17 protein-coding genes are annotated in these 21,489 nt (G+C 43.8%); 11 read left to right on the top strand and 6 right to left on the bottom strand.

What is annotated here, in order from left to right; translation table 11 throughout:
- Positions 1-221: 221 nt before the first annotated feature.
- Complete coding sequence (locus tag AAEY78_RS11785) at positions 222-728, bottom strand: META domain-containing protein (protein ID WP_352339534.1); 507 nt, start codon at positions 726-728, stop codon at positions 222-224.
- A 736-nt stretch (positions 729-1,464) separates the two neighbouring features.
- Here AAEY78_RS11785 and map point away from each other — a divergent pair.
- Both map and glnD read left to right on the top strand, forming a co-directional pair.
- The gene (gene map / locus AAEY78_RS11780) at positions 1,465-2,256 is read left to right on the top strand and encodes a type I methionyl aminopeptidase (protein ID WP_352339533.1); all 792 of its coding nucleotides are present in this window, start codon (positions 1,465-1,467) and stop codon (positions 2,254-2,256) included.
- 235 nt (positions 2,257-2,491) lie between these two features.
- Complete coding sequence (gene glnD / locus AAEY78_RS11775; protein ID WP_352339532.1) at positions 2,492-5,248, top strand: [protein-PII] uridylyltransferase; 2,757 nt, start codon at positions 2,492-2,494, stop codon at positions 5,246-5,248.
- Positions 5,249-5,317: 69 nt separating this feature from the next.
- On the opposite strand, the gene AAEY78_RS11770 is transcribed toward glnD, so the two are convergent.
- On the bottom strand, positions 5,318-5,953 hold the full coding sequence (locus tag AAEY78_RS11770; protein WP_352339531.1) for a hypothetical protein: 636 nt from the start codon (positions 5,951-5,953) through the stop codon (positions 5,318-5,320).
- 287 nt (positions 5,954-6,240) lie between these two features.
- On the opposite strand from AAEY78_RS11770, the gene dapC reads away from it, so the two are divergent.
- The 6 genes from dapC to AAEY78_RS11740 all read left to right on the top strand — a co-directional run bounded on the left by dapC (position 6,241) and on the right by AAEY78_RS11740 (position 12,652).
- On the top strand, positions 6,241-7,488 hold the full coding sequence (gene dapC / locus AAEY78_RS11765) for a succinyldiaminopimelate transaminase (protein WP_352339530.1): 1,248 nt from the start codon (positions 6,241-6,243) through the stop codon (positions 7,486-7,488).
- A 201-nt stretch (positions 7,489-7,689) separates the two neighbouring features.
- Complete coding sequence (locus AAEY78_RS11760; protein WP_352339529.1) at positions 7,690-9,744, top strand: D-alanyl-D-alanine carboxypeptidase/D-alanyl-D-alanine-endopeptidase; 2,055 nt, start codon at positions 7,690-7,692, stop codon at positions 9,742-9,744.
- A gap of 67 nt (positions 9,745-9,811) precedes the next feature.
- On the top strand, positions 9,812-10,300 hold the full coding sequence (locus tag AAEY78_RS11755) for an ABZJ_00895 family protein (protein WP_352339528.1): 489 nt from the start codon (positions 9,812-9,814) through the stop codon (positions 10,298-10,300).
- Between the two features lie 166 nt (positions 10,301-10,466).
- Complete coding sequence (locus AAEY78_RS11750; protein ID WP_352339527.1) at positions 10,467-11,000, top strand: DUF421 domain-containing protein; 534 nt, start codon at positions 10,467-10,469, stop codon at positions 10,998-11,000.
- Between the two features lie 125 nt (positions 11,001-11,125).
- Positions 11,126-11,614, top strand: a complete 489-nt coding sequence (gene rlmH / locus AAEY78_RS11745; RefSeq protein WP_352339526.1) for a 23S rRNA (pseudouridine(1915)-N(3))-methyltransferase RlmH — start codon at positions 11,126-11,128, stop codon at positions 11,612-11,614.
- 255 nt (positions 11,615-11,869) lie between these two features.
- The gene (locus AAEY78_RS11740) at positions 11,870-12,652 is read left to right on the top strand and encodes a DODA-type extradiol aromatic ring-opening family dioxygenase (RefSeq protein WP_352339536.1); all 783 of its coding nucleotides are present in this window, start codon (positions 11,870-11,872) and stop codon (positions 12,650-12,652) included.
- A gap of 63 nt (positions 12,653-12,715) precedes the next feature.
- On the opposite strand, the gene AAEY78_RS11735 is transcribed toward AAEY78_RS11740, so the two are convergent.
- Positions 12,716-14,206, bottom strand: coding sequence for an amidase (locus AAEY78_RS11735; protein ID WP_352339525.1), 1,491 nt, complete (start codon positions 14,204-14,206; stop codon positions 12,716-12,718).
- Between the two features lie 159 nt (positions 14,207-14,365).
- On the bottom strand, positions 14,366-17,674 hold the full coding sequence (locus tag AAEY78_RS11730; protein ID WP_352339524.1) for a DNA translocase FtsK 4TM domain-containing protein: 3,309 nt from the start codon (positions 17,672-17,674) through the stop codon (positions 14,366-14,368).
- Positions 17,675-18,384: 710 nt separating this feature from the next.
- Here AAEY78_RS11730 and trxB point away from each other — a divergent pair.
- The 3 genes from trxB (at position 18,385) to AAEY78_RS11715 (ending at position 20,735) form a co-directional block, all read left to right on the top strand.
- Positions 18,385-19,413, top strand: a complete 1,029-nt coding sequence (gene trxB / locus AAEY78_RS11725) for a thioredoxin-disulfide reductase (protein WP_352339523.1) — start codon at positions 18,385-18,387, stop codon at positions 19,411-19,413.
- A gap of 33 nt (positions 19,414-19,446) precedes the next feature.
- Positions 19,447-20,232 carry a leucyl/phenylalanyl-tRNA--protein transferase gene (aat, locus tag AAEY78_RS11720; protein ID WP_352339535.1) on the top strand — a complete coding sequence of 262 codons (786 nt, stop codon included), beginning with the start codon at positions 19,447-19,449 and terminating at the stop codon, positions 20,230-20,232.
- Between the two features lie 65 nt (positions 20,233-20,297).
- On the top strand, positions 20,298-20,735 hold the full coding sequence (locus AAEY78_RS11715) for a MerR family transcriptional regulator (RefSeq protein ID WP_352339522.1): 438 nt from the start codon (positions 20,298-20,300) through the stop codon (positions 20,733-20,735).
- A gap of 50 nt (positions 20,736-20,785) precedes the next feature.
- On the opposite strand, the gene rimI is transcribed toward AAEY78_RS11715, so the two are convergent.
- On the bottom strand, positions 20,786-21,259 hold the full coding sequence (gene rimI, locus AAEY78_RS11710; RefSeq protein WP_352339521.1) for a ribosomal protein S18-alanine N-acetyltransferase: 474 nt from the start codon (positions 21,257-21,259) through the stop codon (positions 20,786-20,788).
- A gap of 155 nt (positions 21,260-21,414) precedes the next feature.
- Positions 21,415-21,489 (bottom strand): EF-Tu C-terminal domain-related protein (locus tag AAEY78_RS11705; protein ID WP_502943629.1); only part of this gene is annotated, 75 nt, incomplete at its 5' end.

Genomic DNA, 21,489 nt, shown 5'->3' with positions numbered 1-21,489 from the left:
ACTATGATAGTTTAATCCTGTCAGGTATTGCTGCCTGACTCAAGTAAATCACTCTCCGATAAAGTCGGGGCGGTTCACTGCTATTTACTAAATCTTATCTGCAAAATTATTGTTTATAAAAATATGTTTATAAAACATACCACCCACAAAAAAGCCCCACTACATTGTGAGGCTTTTTTAGCATGACCGCTATAGACGGCACTTATTCGTAAATAAGCTACTTATTGAATCATTTGCTTAGATACTGCTTTAAATGTAGCTACTTGGCTGGCGTTGGTAATGGTTAACATCGGCACGTTATTAGCATTTTTACTTAAGCTGTATTTACCTTGAACGGTTGCTAAAGTAGCCGTATCAAAGCTGGCTTGTGGTTCTGGACACGCCATCAAAGTACTGATACCGTTTTCGATCTGGACATTACCGTTTACAATGCTATAACCAGCACCCATATTATTACAGGTATTCATATAGGCAACGCGATGTTGACCATTCACATTCATAAAGTTTAGGGTTAAAGGCTTCGCTGGATTAAAGAATAATTGCGATACTTTTTGACCATTGCTACGCGTAGCATCAACCAACTGCCAGTTAAAAGCTTCTAGCGTGCTGATAGTAACAGCTTGTGTTGGTATGGTAGGCGTTTGCGGAGTTGTGGTAGTCTGACAACCGGCAGCCAATGTACCTACTGCTAATACACTTGCCATCATTACTTTAGTCATGTTTTTCATAGTTGCTCCTAAAAGGGTGATTTTAAAAAAGGTGTTTTTAAATTTCAATTATTATGGTCATTCGGTAAAACGTGTGTACGCTATTCTCTGCGTTGACAATCTCTAAAATGGAAAATAATGGCTATAATCAATAGGTCTAAATCACTGAAATAACCATATATTAACACCGTATATTATAGAAATAACTTTGCATCACTTATTATAACGGACTTATGTTGCTACGATAATGAGGCTCTTTAGTAGTTTTATTTATTATTATCCTTTATTCTTGTTTGATTGTTACTTATTCCATTATCGCCTACTTTATCGTTATTAGCAATTATCGCTAACAGATTTAGAATTTTTCATAAAATAAGAAAATAGTAAAACAAGTAAAGTTTATCAGCGCGTTAATCGACACTTTAATAATACGAACTACACGTTTTATCTGTATTGATTCTTGACTCTTAATTCTTAGTAACGCTGTCGAAACAGTGATGCCATTATCAGTATTCGCGAAGCTGATGTCATGCTATGTTATGTATACCCTTGACGCACCATTTGTATGGGCGTATAGGTATTATGCTACTGCGTCTTGATAGTTTTTATATTAGCTGCTAACTGTTTTTAATTCATGCCTTTTCACTATTAGCTACTGGAACCGCTTGAAAGCGCCAAAAACGACTGACGTACATTTATGATATAATTTGACTACATTAAGTGCATAACTAATTCCATAACGATAAGTATGAAGATAATGACTAAAAAATCCCTTATTCAGTCTCCTGAAGCCATCGAAAAAATGCGCGTAGCCGGTAAGCTTGCCAGCGAATTGCTGGTAATGCTTGATGAGCACGTCAAAGTTGGTGTGAGCACCGAAGCATTAAACCAAATCGCCCATGATTATATTGTTAATGTGCAAGATGCGATTCCAGCACCGCTGAATTATAATGGCTTTCCAAAATCTATCTGCACCTCAGTAAACCATGTGGTCTGCCACGGTATTCCGAGTGAAAATAAAATCCTAAAGGATGGCGATATCATTAATATTGATGTGACCGTAATTAAGAATGGTTACTACGGCGATACGTCTAAGATGTGGATTGTCGGTAATGGCTCGATTATGGCGCAGCGTATTTGCAGAGTGGCACAAGAAGCACTGTATGCGGGTCTAAGTGTGGTCAAAAATGGCGCGCGTTTGGGCGATGTGGGCGCGGCAATTCAAGCGGTGGTTGAGCCGGAGCGCTTTAGTATTGTGCGTGAGTTCTGTGGTCACGGTATTAGTAATGAGTTTCACCATGAGCCACAAGTGATGCATTATGGCAAAAAAGGCACCGGCTTTGAGCTAAAAACTGGTATGACGTTGACCATTGAGCCGATGATTAATGAAGGCAAATGGCAAACCAAAATTTTGCCCGATGAGTGGACAGCAATTACCAAAGACCGTAAGCTGTCAGCCCAGTGGGAGCATACGTTAGTGGTGACTGATAATGGTTGTGAGGTATTTACTGCCCGTCCAGAAGAAGATTTAAGCTTTTTGACTCAGTAATATTATAAAGATCGCTTCGGCGGTCTTTTTTTTGCGTTATATTTGCTGCCTTTGCCTACTTCTTGCTCTTGCTATTATTTTAAGATAATAGTTCGTTACTGGACGCACAAGCTGACGTGTATTATCTTAGCTCATAGTTAAGTTTAAATAGTCGGTCTGATTAAATGAACCGGACCATGTCACGTTGCTATTGGATGTTTCATTTTCATTCTCATTTTCTAATCGGATAACGCTCATGTTCACTTGTGATGTCGCAGCCATTCATCTGATGCCTTTGCCACTATTGCCGGCAGGGCACAGCACGTTAACGCCAGAGGCTAAAGAGCAGTTATTGCTGGCTATTAGAGGCTGGTTAGCACAGATTAATGAGGATATCAGCCGAGCCCTTGAGCGTGGACTGCCGATTCGTCAATTGGTGACGGCTCGTGCGTGTGCGATTGATGAATTGCTCATTGCTTTATTTACCTGCTTTGAGCTTGATAACACCGATTTGGCGTTATTTGCCACCGGTGGTTATGGGCGTGGTGAGTTGTCGTTGTATTCTGATGTGGACATATTATTGCTCGCCCCTGATACGATGTCGCCTGCGGTGCGTGCCAAGATTGATAGTCTAGTGGCACTGCTTTGGGATACCGGACTTGAGCCTGCGTTGGCGGTACGTACTGTGGCTGAATGTGTGGAGGCAGCGCAGGAGCATACTGTTGCCAGCACTTTGTTAGAGGCGCGCTTATTGGCAGGCAATGAGACTTTACAAAATGCGCCTACTGATATCGTTAATAAACTCTGGTCGCAGCGCGATTTTTTTGAGGTAAAAATCGCTGAAGCCAAATCGCGCTATCTGCGCCACAATGCGACCGAATATAACCTTGAGCCTGATGTCAAAACGGCTCCCGGCGGTCTGCGTGATATTCATATTATTGGTTGGGTGACCAAACGTTATTTTCGCGTGGATAAGCTCTATGATTTGGTACAACAAGGCTTTTTGACCGAAAAAGAGTTCGATGAGCTGACCTTTGCAGAGAATTTTTTATGGCAAATACGCCACTATTTGCATGAATTGACCGGACGTAATGAGAATCGGCTACTCTTTGATTATCAGCGTGATATCGCCCAGCGTATGGGCTATGAGATTCAGCCTGATGATGCGCCCAATGCAGCAGTAGAGCGTTTTATGCGTGATTATTATCGTTGTGCCATGCAGATATCGACATTGTCTGAGATGCTGACCAATCATTATTATGAGACGATTATAGAGCCAAGTCTGCCTGATAATGAGCGCCCAATTAAACGCCCGTTAAATGCGCATTTTAGTCAGGTAGGTGAACATATTGCTATGGCGCATCATCGAGTTTTTGCTCAGCATCCTGAAGCTATTTTAGAGATGTTTTTGCTCATGGGGCAATATGGCATTAAAAATGTGCGGACGCGAACCTTGCGGGCGTTAAAGATTGCCGCGCGTGGTATTGACCAAAACTATCGTGACCAGCCTGAGCATCAAGCGTTATTTTTAGCTAATATTAAAGAGCAAAATTACTTATTTCATCGTCTGCGCACTATGAACCGCTATGGGGTGTTGGGAAATTATATTCCCTCGTTTGCGCATGTCACGGGTCTGATGCAATACGATTTATTCCATCGTTATACGGTTGATGCGCATACTTTATTTTTAATAAGGATTTTACATCGCTTTACCGATCCAAACTTACAGCAAGAGTTTCCGCTGGTCAGTGCTATTTACCAACGTATTGAGCGCAAAGAAATTTTGATATTGGCAGCGATGTTCCATGATATTGCCAAAGGTCGTGGCGGCAATCACAGTCAGCTTGGAGAGACAGAAGCGATTGAGTTTTGTCTCACGCATGGGATGAGCGATGCTGACGCGCAGCTGGTGGGCTGGCTGACCCGTCATCATTTATTGATGTCGACTACTGCACAGAAAAAAGACATCTCCGACCCCGAAGTAGTAACGATTTTTGCTAATTTAATGGGTAACGTTACTCATTTGAATCATTTATATGTGTTGACGGTTGCGGATATGAACGCGACCAATCCACAGCTTTGGAACAGCTGGCGCGCCACCTTACTCAAACAGCTATACTCGCAAACGCGGCGCATTTTGCGTGCCGATATTGATGCGCCAACCAATCGCCAAGATATGATTAGTGCCACGCGCAAGCAAGCTCTAGCGCTGCTCGACAGCATTGATAAAACGAATCATGAAGCAGGCAATATAGACGGCACACAGATGAATCGTGAGGAGGTGCTCAGATTATGGGACGACTTGGGCGATGAGTATTTTTTGCGAGAGATTGCAACGGATATCTTGTGGCATACCAGCGCTATATTGAACCATCCACCGATTGGGCGCGCCTCTGATGCTGACAGCGCACCGCTGATTGTCTTGCGTGAGCACCGCGAGCTGGCGCTGGATGCGGTACAAGTATTTGTCTACACTCAAGACCAAGCCAATTTATTTGCCGTCACGATGGCAGTTTTTGACCAGATGAATTTGGACGTTTTGGATGCACGAATTATCACAGCCACGCGTAATTTTGCCTTAGATTCTTATGTATTGTTGGATCGTAGCGGCACGTTGTTGGTCGATAAAGACAGCCAGCAAGAGCTGATTCAGCGCTTGATTGATGCCTTTAAAAATCCAACCGTACCCAAGTTGGCTAGCAAACGTATACCGCGGCATCTCAGGCACTTTCATGTGCCAACCGTCATCCACTTTGAGTTTAATGAAGCATCAAAGCAGCATATTATGAGCTTACAGACCCTTGACCAGCCGGGATTATTGGCGCGCGTTGGACAAGTATTTTTGCAGCAAGGCATTGAGGTACATGCAGCACGCATCACCACATTAGGCGAGCGCGCAGAAGATATGTTTTATATCAGTGATCAGCAGGATAAACCCTTATCAGTCGATAAACTGGCTATCTTGCAAGCAGCGCTTATTGAGAGTTTAAAGATACCTCAGGAGCACCTTTAAGCGTAATGAATATATTATTTAACATCGTACTTCCCATTAATCCGAACCAGATGCTGAGGCAGGCGAATATCATTGCAACTGCAATAGGCTTTTATAAATCATACCGTCAGCGTGAGGCGTGAGCTCATCATCAGCAAGCTCAGGCGGTAATATTCGTGCTTCTATCTCACGCTGTGATAATAATAGCCGACCAGCATCAATCTCTTTTTGTAGCAGACATTGCAAGCTTGCCAGCCGCAGCTGCGCATCATAGCGCTCATGAATATGCTGCAGTGAAATAGGCGCATGGGCATGAATATCGGGGAAAATACTATCCGATGCCAAAATAACCATCTCATTTAGCATCTGTTCTCGTACTAAATCAGCCTTACGAATATTGTCTTGCATAATATTGGCAAGTCGCCCTTTCATGACCAGCATAATGATAAAAAACGCGGTTTGTACCCCTAATATGGTCATATATTGCCAAAGCGCGACATTGGCTTCAAACAGCTTACTCAGTAGCATCATCGTAATAGCCACTACCACATAGCCGACCAACTGCCATAGTAACCACATAATAATACTGTTTTCACCAAACCAAAACATCTCACGCTCTTGCAGGATAATCAAACGATGGCGTGCTTGCCACCACTGCCGTTCTCGTCGTTGCAACTCTTGATAAAACGCCGTACGTTGCTCACTATTGTCAGAAAAAATAGGCATGTTCGTTATCCTTGAAATAACTCGTGAAATAACCCGCTAGCTAATATGGCTGTTATTATATTTGTGCTTTAGATATAGGTTAAGCGTCGGTCAGCTATTAGCAGTTCTGCAAACCGCTACATACCATCCAATCATGTATGAGGTAATAATATATCGCTAATATGCTCAGAAGAGGTATCAATAGATATAAGAAGAAAAAGACAAAAAATAGGAGAAGTGCTACACTAATTCAATGTAAGTTTTCGTTATAATTTTAATATCATTCGTTCATTATAGTTAGCGACCCTATGAATCACAACTTATCTTATCTACACCCCTATCCCTTTGCCAAGATGGCATCCTTGCTAGCAGACAGTAGCCCAGCCCATGCCTACCCTGAGATTAAGCTTGGTATCGGTGAGCCAAAACACGCGCCACCTGACTTTGTTCTGGACGTACTACGAGAAAACTTGGACAAACTATGTCAGTATCCGTCTACTAATGGTCTGTTTGAGCTGCGCCAGACCATTGCCCATTGGTTAGAGCGTCGTTTTTTCTTGCATCATGTTAATGCCAATACCGAAGTACTGCCTGTTATGGGCACCCGCGAGGCAATTTTTAGCTTTGTACAAGCAGTGGTCAATCACGGCGATAACGTGGAAGAAAGCAAAGAAGGTTCATCTGCAAACACCTCATTAGATAAACAGCTACCCCTTGTGGTTATGCCCAACCCTTTTTATCAAATCTATGAAGGCGCGGCAATATTGGCGCAAGCAATGCCTTATTTTGTGCCCTGCACCATAAGCAATGATTTTAAAGGGGATTATCGGTTAGTGCCAAATGAGGTATGGGAAAAAACCCAGTTATTATTTATCTGTAGCCCTAACAATCCAACCGGCGCGGTCATGACCATGGACGATTGGGAGATGCTCCTGCGCCTGTCTGATAAATACAATTTTATTATTGCCAGTGACGAGTGTTATAGCGAGCTATACTTTACCGAGCCGCCGATTGGCTTATTGCAAGCGTGTGCCAACCTCGGTCGACATGACTTTAAAAATTGTGTGGTCTTTCATTCATTATCAAAACGCTCAAATCTGCCGGGTCTACGCTCAGGGTTTGTCGCGGGCGACGCTACTATTTTAAAGTCTTATCTGCAATATCGCACTTATCAAGGCTGCGCGATGCCCGTCCCGCACCAGCTTGCCTCTGTCGCTGCATGGCAAGATGAGAAGCATGTGGCGCAAAATCGCGCGCTGTATCAAGAAAAATTCGTCTTATGGATGACCGAGCTTGGCGAGCTGCTTGACTTACGGATGCCGGATGCTGGGTTTTATTTTTGGATAAAAGTGCCTGAGCAGTTCGATGGTGATGATGAGGTTTTTGTTAAGGCTTTATACGAGCAAGCCAACATCCATGCTTTAGCTGGTCGTTATTTATCGCGTGAAGTGGACGGTCATAATCCGGGTAAAGGCTACATACGGGTTGCGCTTGTTGCCAGCGTTGAGGAAAGTCGCGAGGCAATCAGCCGTATTCGTAAACTGCTCTCTGCCTAATAACACCTATAACTAGCTTAATACGGTATAAATCCTCAGCAGTAACCAAAGACTATATAGCATTGAATGGCATCATTGTAGTCGGGTAAGAATAGTGTTTAAGCGGGGTTAGCGTTTAAGTAAGGATAGAGTTTAGTCGCTACGCCAATCTGCTATCTCATGGTACTATAGGTGGTTTTTTTAGCTGCCGATAGATATTATATGCGTACCCTATTCAAGACCCCTCATTCGCGCTTACGCCCCTTTTTTGCGTTTGCGCAGGCGCAGCACGACCGGTTATTCACGCTCGGTCTATTGGGTACTATGGCTGCGCTTAGCTCAATGAGTGCGTACGCTGCTATGCCCGATAGCATTCAAGCAGCATTAACCCGTGCTGCCTTATCCTCCACTGATATCAGTATTATTGTCATGCCTTTAGGTGATAAAACTGCTAGTCGCTTACCGCCTATTATTAAAGTAATTGATAATAAGAATAATGAAACGGCTCAAATCAGTAGCCATACAAACGGGCAAATGGATACAACTATTACGCCAGCTACGAATGCAACGTCTAACAACAGTACATCTAACAACAACACTCCTAAAGATAATGCATCTAGCAATAATCAGCAAAACAATAAAGCCAATCCGCCAAAAATCATCGTCATTAATAAACAAGACATCGTCCAGCAAGAACGTAAAATTCATCGTTATACCGATGACGCTTATACCTATCAAAGCATCGAAAATCCGCCGCCTGTTTTACCAACGACTGCCAGCCTGTCTACCGAAAGCGCTGCTAAAACCAGTCCAGACAATACTAAAGCTAGCGCCACGCCTGCTCCTAAAGTCAGCCTAAAACCATTAATTAGCCATCAGCCTGACGTCGCTCGTACACCTGCCAGCACCATGAAACTTATCCCAAGTTTTATCGCGCTGGATACGCTAGGTGCAGACTTTGTATGGCATACACGGGTTTATCATTCAGGAATTATCATCGGCAATCGGCTATATGGTGACCTGATTATTCAAGGCAGTGGTGACCCAAAGATGACTCATGAGCGCCTGCAACAATTGCTTTATCAGGTGCAAAAAGCTGGTATTCAGCATATTGAAGGTAATATTATTGTCGACAGTGCTATTTTTCATCAGGTCAGCAAAAATCCTGCAGCTTTTGACAATGCGCCACTACGCCCTTATAACGCCAGTCCCGACGGCTTTTTAGTCAATTTTAGCAGCATGGGCATTCAAAGTTATCCGCTAGATAATGGGCAAGCACAACTGACTTACACCCCGCAACTGGCAAATTATAAATTACCAAGCATAGTCGATACCCGCACGGCTGCCTGCTCCCAAGCCAGCGCAAGCTTAGCACCGCAATGGCAAGCTGATAAATTAACTTTTAATGCCAATCTACCTGATAGCTGCGGCGAACATATCTTTTATGTCGCTTATCCTGATGCCAAAGACTTCGCTGCCCGTGTTATCGCTGCCAAATGGCAAGCACTTGGTAATACATTAAGCGGCAATGTCATTGCGCAAGAAAAACCCTATCAGGCATGTAATACTTTGAAATCTGCAAATAATATCCAAGCAAAGCGTGGCTTAGCTGCATTGTCTTTATCGCCACTGCCGATTATCAGCTATCCATCCTTAACCCTGACAGAGCAAATTTATGACATTAATCATTTCTCTAATAATGTGATGACCGAACAAGTTGCGCTATCCATAGATGCGTATCATAAAGCTGCGGTAACTAAAAAAGATACGCAAAAATCAATTAAAAATGCCAATAACATCGCTGATAAGTCGACCAGCTTATATCAATTTGGCACCCCGCAACCTACGGATTATTCTCAAGCATTGACCACCCTAAATGACTGGTGGCAAACCCATCTAACCACACCGCCGCCGATCATGACTAATGGTTCGGGACTGTGCCGTGAATGCACGGTTACCGCAGCCAATCTTAGTGAGTTATTAACTTATGCTTATGGTCGCCCAAGCTTTGATGCTTATGTTAGCTCGCTCGGTGTCGCTGGGGTAAGTGGCACCATTGCTGCCCATAGCGAGCGCTTGCCGGAATCAGCGGCGATTGGACGCGCGTGGATAAAAACGGGCACGTTAGATAACGTCACTTCCATGGCAGGGTATGTTAAGGGTCAATCTGGGCAAGAGTATGCAGTGGTCGGTATTATTAATACGCAACAGTCTTTAAACGCCTATACCGCCAGACCCGTGTTAGATGCGCTGCTCGATTGGACGGCGCAGCATTGATAAATTGATAAGACGTACTTTCATTGCCCCAACATTTATTATATTTAATCTCAATACAGGTCAGCTTATGTTACGTTCGCCACTTAATATTAATAAATCAAACAAACCTTTAACGTCTCATACAGCGGCAAAGTCGCCCAAAATAATGACCTATGTCAGTTTTTTTGCCATTGGCTATATTCTTACTACTTCAATATTTATGATGATACAGAGTAAAGTTGCCCTTAGCGCCCAACTGGTCACCGTAGTGTCTATTTTGGTTGGGGCATATATCGCCGTACTTAAATTTATAAAGCATCAAAAGCGTGCCTTAAACCGCAGCGAAATCAACCAATTAACCATTGCCAGTATTGTTATCGTCTGGTTGCTGACGCTCGTTTATTTACTGGTTTTATGGTTTTTTCTGTTTGATGCTGTCAGTCGTGAGGTACTTGTGGAGATGACCAAGCAGCAGCCGTTACCGTTATTGGGCGCGCTAATGATGATTGTGGTGCTGACGCTGGTCAGTGCGCGTTTGGGTATTTGGATATTTAATCGTATGCTAGCACCGAAATAAAACTTTAACCGCGTTCTAATAAAATCAAAGGCGCTACAAATTTGTTGCACCATTGTTTCCCAAAATCCGTTACGCTGTTATTATTATATAAAAATGGCATTCTAGAAATACCAGCATAAGAACACACTGTATTCGTGGCTTTACGTGATTATGAGGAGACAGCTTTATGGACATGTTATTTTTTGACAATATCGACAAGCTTGGACGCATTATTATCACTGCGGTAATGGTCTATATTCTGGTCGTCCTTATTACCAAGATTTCTGGCAAGCGCTCAACGTCACAGCTCAATAATTTTGATTGGATTGTGACGGTTATGATTGGCTCACTGGGTGCCAGCACTATTTTGCTTGAAGATATTCCGTTTATTGAAGGTGGTTCAGCGATTGCCGTACTGTATTTGTTGCAGTTTTTGGTGACTAAATATGCCTCTATTTCAGCGCCGTTTAGCAGTGTGATTTTATCTGAACCGCGTATTGTGTTTTATCAAGGGCAATATTTATCTGACGCCATGCGTGCCGAACGCTTGACCCAGCAAGAGCTTGAAAGCGCCATGCGAGCAGAAGGCATCCGCAATTTAAATGAGATTGAAGCCATTGTGTTTGAATCAGATGCAACTTTAACCATTATTACCAAAAATGCAAAAGCTGCTTATAACGATACGGTTTCCGAGACGCTATTGCCATTAACGGATTCATGATTCTTGTTTTAAGCCTGCAAAAAATTGAGACGTACTTGATGCATTTAAGTAAAATACGCTTTTTTAATAGCTATAAAAACGTATAAATAAAATGTATTAACACTTAGCGCACAGGATAATTGGTCATGAAAGTACGTCTCTTAACCGTTGGTAATAAAATGCCAAGCTGGGTACAAACTGGCTTTAATGAATATTACAAACGTATCCAGCCGATGCTCAGTACTGAGATTGTGGAGCTTGCCGCAGCCAAACGCGCCAAGAGCCCGTCAGATGCGAATTTGGCGCAATATCGCGAGCAAGAAGGTCAAGCAATCCTTGCCGCTCATGCAACGGCTGGACGCGAGCAGCTGTGGGTATTGGATGTTAAAGGTAAAATGCTATCGACTGAAGGCTTAGCCGAAAAACTTGCCGATGCGATGCAACAAGGCGACGATATTGCTTTAGTGATTGGCGGTGCCGATGGCGTCTCGCCCGAGGTATTGGCAGCGGCAGATGTAAAATGGTCATTGTCTGCACTGACGTTACCGCATCCGTTGGTACGTGTGGTATTAATGGAGCAATTATATCGCGCTATGAGTATCAATCATAACCATCCTTATCACCGTGGTAATTAATAAACAGCACGCTTAAATAACATTATTAGCAATTATTAAATAAGACCAGCGACAGTTCAATACTCATAAAATATCACACGTAAAAGAGATTGAAAAATCAGTATGTGCCCTAATACAGGGCATATGAGCCATTCAAAACCGATAAAACCTATTCCTTCCCCGTATCATGATTCCTATCGTAGTTCGTATCATAATAGCCTTCATGATACGGCTAAAACTGATGCGCCTATCACTGGCGCAGTCGCATGGGCAGATATGCCTATAGGGCTGACCAATGCTGCGCGATTACCCGCGATTTTTATCTCCCATGGCGCGCCAACTCTTGCTATAGAAAGCTCCGCAACCACTCATGCGCTTGCTCGAATCGGACATAATTTGCCCAAACCTAAAGCAATTGTCATTATGTCGGCACATTGGTTATCCGCTAAACTTGAAGTCAGTAGTAACCCCAAACCCAAGACTTGGCATGATTTTTCAGGCTTTGATAGCGAGCTGTATCAATTACAATATCGGGTATCAGGGCAACCAGCCCTTGCCGAATCGTTGGCGCAGCAGCTAAGCGCGCGCGGTATTCGTTGCAGTATCAATCCGGTACGGGTCTGTGATCATGGAGTGTGGGCACCCCTTCGGCATGTCTATCCAGACGCTGACATTCCTATCGTGCAGATAGCCTTGCCACAGCATTATGACAGTGTCGCCTGTTATCAGTTGGGCGCGCAGCTGGCAAAGCTCCGTGAACAGCAGATTTTGATTATCGGCTCAGGGAATATCACTCATAATTTACAAGCATTACGTTGGCAAGCTGAGAGTATTGATAAAGCTGCAAAAGATTTCAAATTATGGCTACTACAACAATTAAAATCTGATATTCCAGCGGCTTTAGATTGGCAGCAATATCCCAATTATCAACATATTCATCCAAGTGATGAACACTTATTACCGCTATTTTTTGCATTAGGTGCTGGTCAGCGCGTCTCTGTCATTCATGAAAGTATGGCGCATCATAGCTTGGGTATGGATATTTATCGTTTTGATTAATATCGCTTAATTAAGCATCCGAGCATTTCGCCTTTTCTTACTTTGTTAATTTTTATCTTGTTATCAGCCAAAAGATGGTTTGGTAAACATTCCAGCGCGCTCCATTTCTCCTGCCAAGCTCAACAATGTGGTTTCATCATTCATCCGTCCAATCAGCTGCATGCCAATCGGTAAACCTTTTTTACTCATACCGACGGGCACCGACATGGCGGGCAGTCCAGTGACATTGCCTAATAAAGTAAATGCCATTTTACTAAAAACAGGATGACTTAACTGCTCAATCAATCCTGAACTAAAGGCATATTTGCCGATGCTAAAGCCTTTATTCACTACGCCAGCACTACGCATTAGTAGCTCATCCAAATAGCTGGGTGGCAAGACACCATGTTTAACCGCAGGCGTCGGTACGGTTGGGCACAAAATCATATCGTATTGCTCAAGCAATTTGCCCGTTTGATACTGAGTCTCATGCCAGCCTTGCTTGGCATGTACCAAGTCAACGGCTGATAATGAGCGTCCAAGCAACGCCATATTATAAGTTTGCGGTTCGAGGTTTTGTACCTGAGCGATGCCCCACCAACGTTCAATATTATCAATAGTAAAGGCAGTATGTGCACAGATAACCACCATAAAATCATGCCAAAACTTGTCAATATTAATAACAGGTTCAGCAGGAATCACCCGATGACCCATGCCTTCTAACTGGGCAGCGGTGCGCTCAAGTACAGCAAGCACTTCTTTATCCACGAGCGTATTGGCAACCAACGGCTGCTGATGTAAGGCAATGGTCAATTGACGTGGGGCGCGCATCGCTGCCTGTAAAAAGCTATCCTCAGGCGGGGCAATGACATAAGGCGCACTGATTTCCGCGCCACTGGTCGCATCCAGCATGGCAGCGCTGTCACGCACACTGCGACTAATCACATGGTCGGTAATCGCGCCGTCCCAGCCTTCACCAAAGGATGGTCCTACAGGATTACGCCCACGACTGGGCTTAAGTCCAAATGCCCCGCACCACGCCGCAGGAAAGCGAATTGAGCCGCCACCATCACCCGCGCCTGCCATCGGTACAATACCACTTGCCACAGCAGCAGCACTACCACCAGATGAACCGCCAGAGCTATAGCCATTTTTAAAAGGGTTGTGCGTTGCGCCATGTGCTTTGGGTTCAGTAGTGATGATTAAGCCAAATTCTGGCGTATTGGTTTTGCCAAAGGTATTTACTCCCGTGGCTTTCATACGTTTGACGATTTCGCTGTCTTGACTTGGTACAATATGAATACTGCGGCTGCCCATCGTTAGGGGCTCACCTGCAAAATCAAACGATAAATCTTTGAGCAAATAAGGAACACCAGTAAATGCCCCTTGCGGCAATCCGTGTTGCGCTGCCAGATAAGCGCGCTCATCAAAACGGTGGATAATGGCGTTTAAGGCAGGATTGATGGTATTGGCTTGATGAATGGCAGCGTCCAATAATTCTTTGGCGCTAACTTGTTTTGACTTAACTAATTCTGCTAATCCTAGCGCATCGTACTTCGTATACTCTTTAAACATAGCCTTAACGTCCTTTTATATTTAGCAATATTTATAGTTTAGCGTTTAGCATTTAGCATTATCATAACTCTTTAAATGTTCAGAAATAGCTCTTTCAACTCTCATAAAAAAGCGAACCACTCTCATGATTCGCTTTGACAACAATAAGCAATTCGCTCTTTACATTAGCAACTCACGCTTGCCACTTTTGCCCATCGGACTGACGATTCCTGCTTCTTCCATCGAGTCAACAATACGCGCGGCACGGTTATAGCCAATGCTGAATTTACGCTGAATACTAGAAGCAGAGACTTTGCGGGTTTCCAGAATAAAGCCAACCGCTTCGTTATAAAGGTCATCGTCTTCACCAGATGGGCTGCCCGTACTGCCGCTGCCAATGCTGGACAGCTCAAAGTTGCCTGCCATATTGTCAATATAATCGGGCGCGCCACGCTCACGCCACGCGTCACACACACTATTTACTTCTTCGTCGCTGACATACGCGCCATGCACGCGGTCAGGTTCAATTTGCCCGGGACCTAAGAATAGCATATCACCATTGCCCAGCATGTCTTCGGCACCGCCACTGTCCAAAATCGTGCGCGAGTCAACTTTCGAGTTCACGCGTAGCGCAACACGAACGGGAATGTTGGCTTTAATCAAACCTGTAATCACATCTACCGACGGACGCTGGGTGGCTAATATCAAATGAATCCCTGCAGCTCGTGACTTTTGAGCAAGGCGGGTGATTAACTCTTCTGCCTGCTTGCCCACTTGCATAATCATATCGGCAAATTCATCCGCGACAATCACAATCATGGGTAAGGTTTTTAGCTTAGGCGCTTGGCTAATACTGACGCTATCATTAGGTCGCCATAATGGATCGATCATTGGATTGCCTGCCCGCTCAGCGGCGCGTACTTTTTTATTAAACTCATTTAACTTGCGCACTTTGAGCAAGCTCATGAGCTGATAACGACGCTCCATTTCTGCCACGCACCACGATAAACTGCTTGCTGCTTCGGTCATATCAGTGACCACCGGGGTCAGTAGATGTGGAATGTCATTATAATTCGCCAGCTCCAGCTGCTTGGGATCAATCAAAATCAGGCGCAATTGGTCAGGGGTATATTTGAGTAGCATTGATAACAGCATGGCGTTAACCAATACCGATTTACCGGAGCCCGTCGTACCAGCAACCAACATATGCGGCGCACGGACAAGGTCAGTAATAATCGGCTTACCGCCGATATCCTTGCCCATTGCCATACTGATTTGTGATTTGGAATCTTTAAATTTTTCGGTGTCGAGCAACTCAATAAGGCGTACCATTTCACGCTGTTTATTCGGAACTTCAATACCAATATAAGGCTTGCCAGGTATGACCTCAACCACGCGCAAAGATGCCATCGACAACGAGCGCGCCAAATCGCGTGAAATACCAGTGACTTTACTGGCTTTTACCCCAGGCGCAAGCTCAACTTCAAATCGAGTAACGACTGGTCCAGGAATCGCATTAACCACGTTTGCTTTAACGTTAAATTCTTGTAGTTTAATTTCCAGTAATTCTGATAACTGCTCAAGCTCAGCCATAGTATAGCTTGGCTGATGATTGGGGTCAGGCTTATCTAAGATAGATAAGGCAGGAATTGGCGTTAACTGCGCGCGGTACGCTGCCGTTTGCATAGAACGGGAGCGCTGAGAAAAAGCCGTATCATCATGAAGCTCCGGCATGACTGGCGCATCTAACTCGTCATCTAGCTCGTCAGGCATCATATCGGTAATATGATTGCTACTATCGCCTTCTGGTACGGCAAAGCTAATGCTAGGTTTTGCCGTTACTGCTGTAGTATCTTTATCCTCGTTAACAAGCGTGTCATTAATAAGCGCATCATTAACAAGCACGTTCGTTGCCGTTGGTGCTGCTTTTGGATTGGCTGGAGGCGTGTTGGTCGGGGTCATATCTTGTGGCATAGAAGTTTGCGATACCATAGCAGCGAATACATCGGGCACCTCCGCCTCGGTCTCTGCTGGCTGATGACTTAAACGCTCATTAACCACTGGCGCTGCTGGTTCGGCAGCTTTAACCTTTGTGCGTGGCTCATCTGCAGTAAGAGACGTTGCTAATGCCGTCGGTGCTGAAAACGACTCATACTCCGTAAGCCACGCCGCTGCTAATATACCCACTTCGTTACTTGATGAATGTGTTTTGACTGTGTCTGCATCTGTAGGCTGATTCATATTCTTAGCGGACTCAGACGATTTAGACTGAGCATCCATAGCTTCAATAGCTTTAGCAGCCGAAGCATGCTGAACAAGTTGTCTTTCGTTGGCGGCAGGTAATGGATGGGAATGACTATGGGCAATTACAGCTTCTTGGGCTAACAAGTCTTCAACGGTACTGGCATCATTCCACGCAAAACTAGGCTCAACCTTACGAGCGACGCTAATACTAGAGGCTGTATTAGGGCTGCTGTTAGGATTAGTTTTAACGCCAGCATTCACCGTATAGTTGTCCGCGTTATGAGCACTCTGGTTATTAGCAGCGCGATTACTATTGTAACTGGGCTTGGTAGCTGCCGATTCCTGATTTACCGCCACTTTTGCCCGCTCGGCTGCCTGTTGTACAGACGCTTTGACACTTTCACCCAGTCCAGACTGGGTTAAAAAATCGGTAAGCACCCCACCAAATTGCGCTTGATTGTTCACCGATTGACTATGATTATCATGTTGTGAAGAATCATGTGCATCAGGCTGCAGCTCTAACGGCAACTGTCCATAATCAGGCTTCTTTTGAGTAATCTTACTAATGATTAAATCTTTGCCATCTTTTACGCGTGAACGTTTACTTTTAGGGTTTGGTTGACGACTAGCCTTTGCATTTGTACTGACATCGTGCTCGTTATTTTCAATCCCTGAACCCAGCCATGACAAAGCCATCAGCTTGTGATACAAGCTTGTCCAATGAATGTTAAAAGCAAAGGTTGCCGTAATCACGACAAATAGCGTTAAAAACAACAAACTGCCCCACGCGGTTAAGAGCTGCGCCAGACGCACTTGCAACTCAGTCCCAATCACGCCGCCGGTCAAACCTTTAATCCCAGTAGCTGCAATCGCTACAGGTTGCAAAATCGCCATAAACTGAGCAATAAGCGCACTGGCACTTAATAATAAAAACACATAAGCGACCAAACGTAACACCCAAAATGCCGGCTTATTATCCCACCAGATCAAGATAGACTCATACATCAAAAATGCCAGCAACCACCAAGCGCCAAAGCCAAAAAAGCTATAAAGCAAATCCGACAGCCACGCGCCCATTGCCCCACCGGTATTATTAACTGTGGTCATATCACTGCTAATATGCGACCAGCTAGGATCATTACTGGTATAGGTCAGCAAAATCACGAATAAATACACGGCTAACATTAACCCTAATATGGTAAATACGCCCTTTTTTAAATACTCAATAAGCGGTGCTGATATCACGTAAGATCTACCTCATTATTTAACACTAAATTATCAATACTCAATGGTCATCAGGGCATGATTAAGCCCAATCATGCCAACATAACATGCTTGTTTTACAAGGGTAGGAATATCCCTATTATGACATAGCTGGCGGGCTCTTATTAAGCGAACATCAAGGTATATCGCCAGCGGATTATAGCGTAAAATATAGCAACCGCACGGCACAGATTGTCGTTTTAAATCATTGCTCACAAAAAGTAATACCTATCTCCTAACTACCAATTATATTTGGTTATCAATGCTGTCATATTCCCTAAGTATTATCAGTATTAGCCTGTTATATGACCACAAATAATAGATATGAATAATGCCTAGCGCTTGTGCGACTTATGATAACAAATACCCAGCCGAAGTGGCGATTGTGTTGTGAATAAAGATGCTGAGACCGTGGCGCGATTGCGAAGTATTAGCGGCTAAATAGTGGTGCTTGAGTTCTAGTAATACCTATAATTATTTTAGCAAACTTGTACTTTTAACCTTCAGCCCTTATGTTAGTATCACTCAGCATGAGCAAAGCTGATAGTTTTTGGGGTAACAATGATAATAGCTGACCTTATTTCAGCGATAGCACCTATAACCATCGCTCATTATTTTTTAACATATTGATTTTAATACCTATTATTCTAATATCAACCTTTTTACCATTTACTTATTCATAAGGAAGCTCCATGAGCACTGCAACTACCAATACTACGCCACGTCACGAAAAACTTATCATCTTAGGCTCAGGACCTGCTGGCTATTCAGCAGCGGTCTATGCCGCTCGTGCTAACCTCAAACCTGTTATGGTCACTGGTATGGAAGTGGGCGGACAGCTCACGACGACTACTGAAGTCGATAACTGGCCGGGTGATGCACATGATTTAACGGGTCCTGCACTGATGGATCGTATGAAAGCCCATGCTGAACGCTTTGGTACAGAATTGGTTTATGATCATATTAATGACGTTAATTTAAATGTGCGTCCTTTTCAGCTCACAGGCAATAATGGCAGCTATACTTGTGATGCTCTCATTATCTCAACCGGCGCATCAGCCCAGTATTTAGGATTGGAGTCCGAAACCAAATTCCGTGGTTTGGGTGTTTCTGCTTGTGCAACTTGTGATGGCTTTTTCTATAAAGACCAAAAAGTGGCGGTCATCGGTGGCGGCAATACTGCGGTTGAAGAAGCGCTTTACTTGTCTAATATCGCAGCTGAAGTTACCCTAGTCCATCGTCGTGACAGCTTACGCTCTGAAAAAATCCTGCAAGATAAATTGTTTGAAAAAGCCAAGAATGGTAATGTCAAAATCGAGTGGAACCACAGTGTAAAAGAAGTGGTTGGTGATGATATGGGCGTTAATGGCGTTGTTATCGAATCTATGATTGATGGCAGCACCAAGCAATTAGACGTATTCGGCATGTTTGTCGCAATCGGTCACAAGCCCAATACCGCGTTATTTGATGGTCAATTAGACATGAAAGATGGCTATATTGTGGTTAATAGTGGACTTAACGGTCAAGCAACCCAAACCAGCATTGAAGGTGTCTTTGCCGCAGGCGACGTTGCCGATCATGTGTATCGTCAAGCCATTACTTCTGCCGGTACGGGCTGTATGGCAGCGCTTGATGCTGAAAAGTATCTTGATGCGATTGGCGAAACTGTTGCACAAGACCATACTTATGCCTCAACATTAACTGCTGATAAAGAAGTATAGGTGGGCAATTTTTCTGACGGCTTAATTACTGGCATGACGCCTCAGACAGCTCGCGATACAATGAGAAGTCTTGGGCGCTATCATTTTCCCAACCCTGATACCGTCGACCCTGATGGTATCGGTATGGTGGCTGTCGGTGGCGATTTAGCACCTGAAACCTTGATTTCAGCTTACGCACAAGGGCTATTTCCTTGGTTTAATGAAGATGAGCCGATTGCGTGGTGGTGCCCTGAACCTAGATGCGTGATTGTGCCGTCCGATTATCAGCCGAGTAAATCGTTACTTAAGCAAGCTCGCCGTGAACGTTGGCAATTGACGCTCAATCAAGCGTTTAATGAGGTTATCCATGCCTGTAGCTTACCGCGTAGTGATGGCCTCAATGATGAACAGCCTGAAGGCGAACATACTTGGATCCATGATGAAATGATAACGGCTTATAACGAGCTACATGCTTATGGTTTTGCCCATAGCATTGAGGTTTGGGATGAGGAACAAGGTCTCATTGGGGGTTTATATGGGCTTAAAATAGGTAACATTTATTTTGGTGAATCGATGTTTCATCGCGCTTCTAATGCGTCCAAACTGGCATTTTGGGGCTTGATGCGTTTATGTGAACAAAGCGACGTAGCACTGGTCGATTGTCAATTATCCAACGAGCATTTAATGAGCTTAGGAGCAATCACATTATCACGTACTGATTTTTTAGCGCGGCTAGACACTTTAATTGGCACCATCTCAGTAATATGGCGACCTGATTCGCATAAGCCATTAGCTGTTACTCAGTTAGAGACAAGCACGCCTTGGCAACGGCAAAACTGATGACAGTGCCTCAAACACACACTTGAATAGTTTTTAAATAAATAATTGGATGGTAAGGCTAGCTTATGATACCAGATACATCATTTTTGCTCATCGGTGCACTTGCAAACCAAGCCAATACCACTAAAGATACAGTGCGCCATTATGAGCAGCTTGGGCTGTTAAAATCGCGCAAACGTCAGGCTGGCTCACGTCTTTATACTGAGTTTCATCCTGAATGTGTTGAACGTATTGAACTGATTAAAAGTGCTCAAGCGATTGGCTTTACTTTGATTGAAATCAAAGACAGTCTTAATGATTATTACGATGGACAGCTCGATATTGGTGAGCAGCTTTATGTCACTGAGCAAAAACTCGAACAAGTTAAAAAACAGCAAGCCAATATCAATCGCATGGTTGAGCTATTAACCCAACGTATTGATATACTTAAACGTATGAAACTAGATAATGATTATATTCCCAGTATTGATGATTGCAAATCCCCTACGACGCTACCTCGTTAGAAATCTTTTTTAGTCTAGTTTTTTCTTGATGATTTAACTATCAACTGCTGTTAACTATCACTAAGTTGCATAATAAGTGCATCTATTGCAGGCTGCTGTGGCTGTTGATAATAGCCTTTACGGCGATGAATTACAGTAAACCCTTGCTGCTCATATAGCGCTATTGCAGCGCTGTTATCCTCTCGTACCTCTAGTAATAAACTAGTCACCTTATTAGATTTTAATTCATTGTTGAGCGCTATCAATAACTGTGAGGCGATGCCTTGGCGTTGATAATCAGGATGTGTACCGATACGTAATATCTCTGCTTGCTCAAAAATTACTTGGTATAAACAGTAACCAATAATATTGCTTGCACTGCTAGTAACGATTAGCAGTTTTACACTGTCTTGCATCAGTAAGTCAGTAATCGTTTCATAATTCCATGCATCTGCCAGCTGAATCATCGCTTCAATATCAGCCACTGCTTGAATATCTCTCTGCTGTTTAGCAATTTCTTTGGATAATTTTTTTATAACTAGCATTATCTCCTCTCCATTCTTATTATTAAATATAATCAAGATTACAGCAATTAATTACCACCCTTCATCAGCAGCCACAAAAAAAGCCACCCTCTTTCGAGGATGGCTTTTGACTAACGGATGAGCTGAGCTAACAGATTGCTCTGATAGATGCAGTCTTAAACGTTAACGTTAGCAACAACACCAGCGCCTACGGTACGGCCGCCTTCACGAATAGCGAAGCGAAGACCTTT

It is taken from the genome of Psychrobacter sp. 16-MNA-CIBAN-0192 (assembly GCF_040309565.1).
Lineage (GTDB): Bacteria > Pseudomonadota > Gammaproteobacteria > Pseudomonadales > Moraxellaceae > Psychrobacter.
Note: the sequence above shows the minus strand (reverse complement) of the source record. Positions and strands in the feature narration are given on the sequence as shown.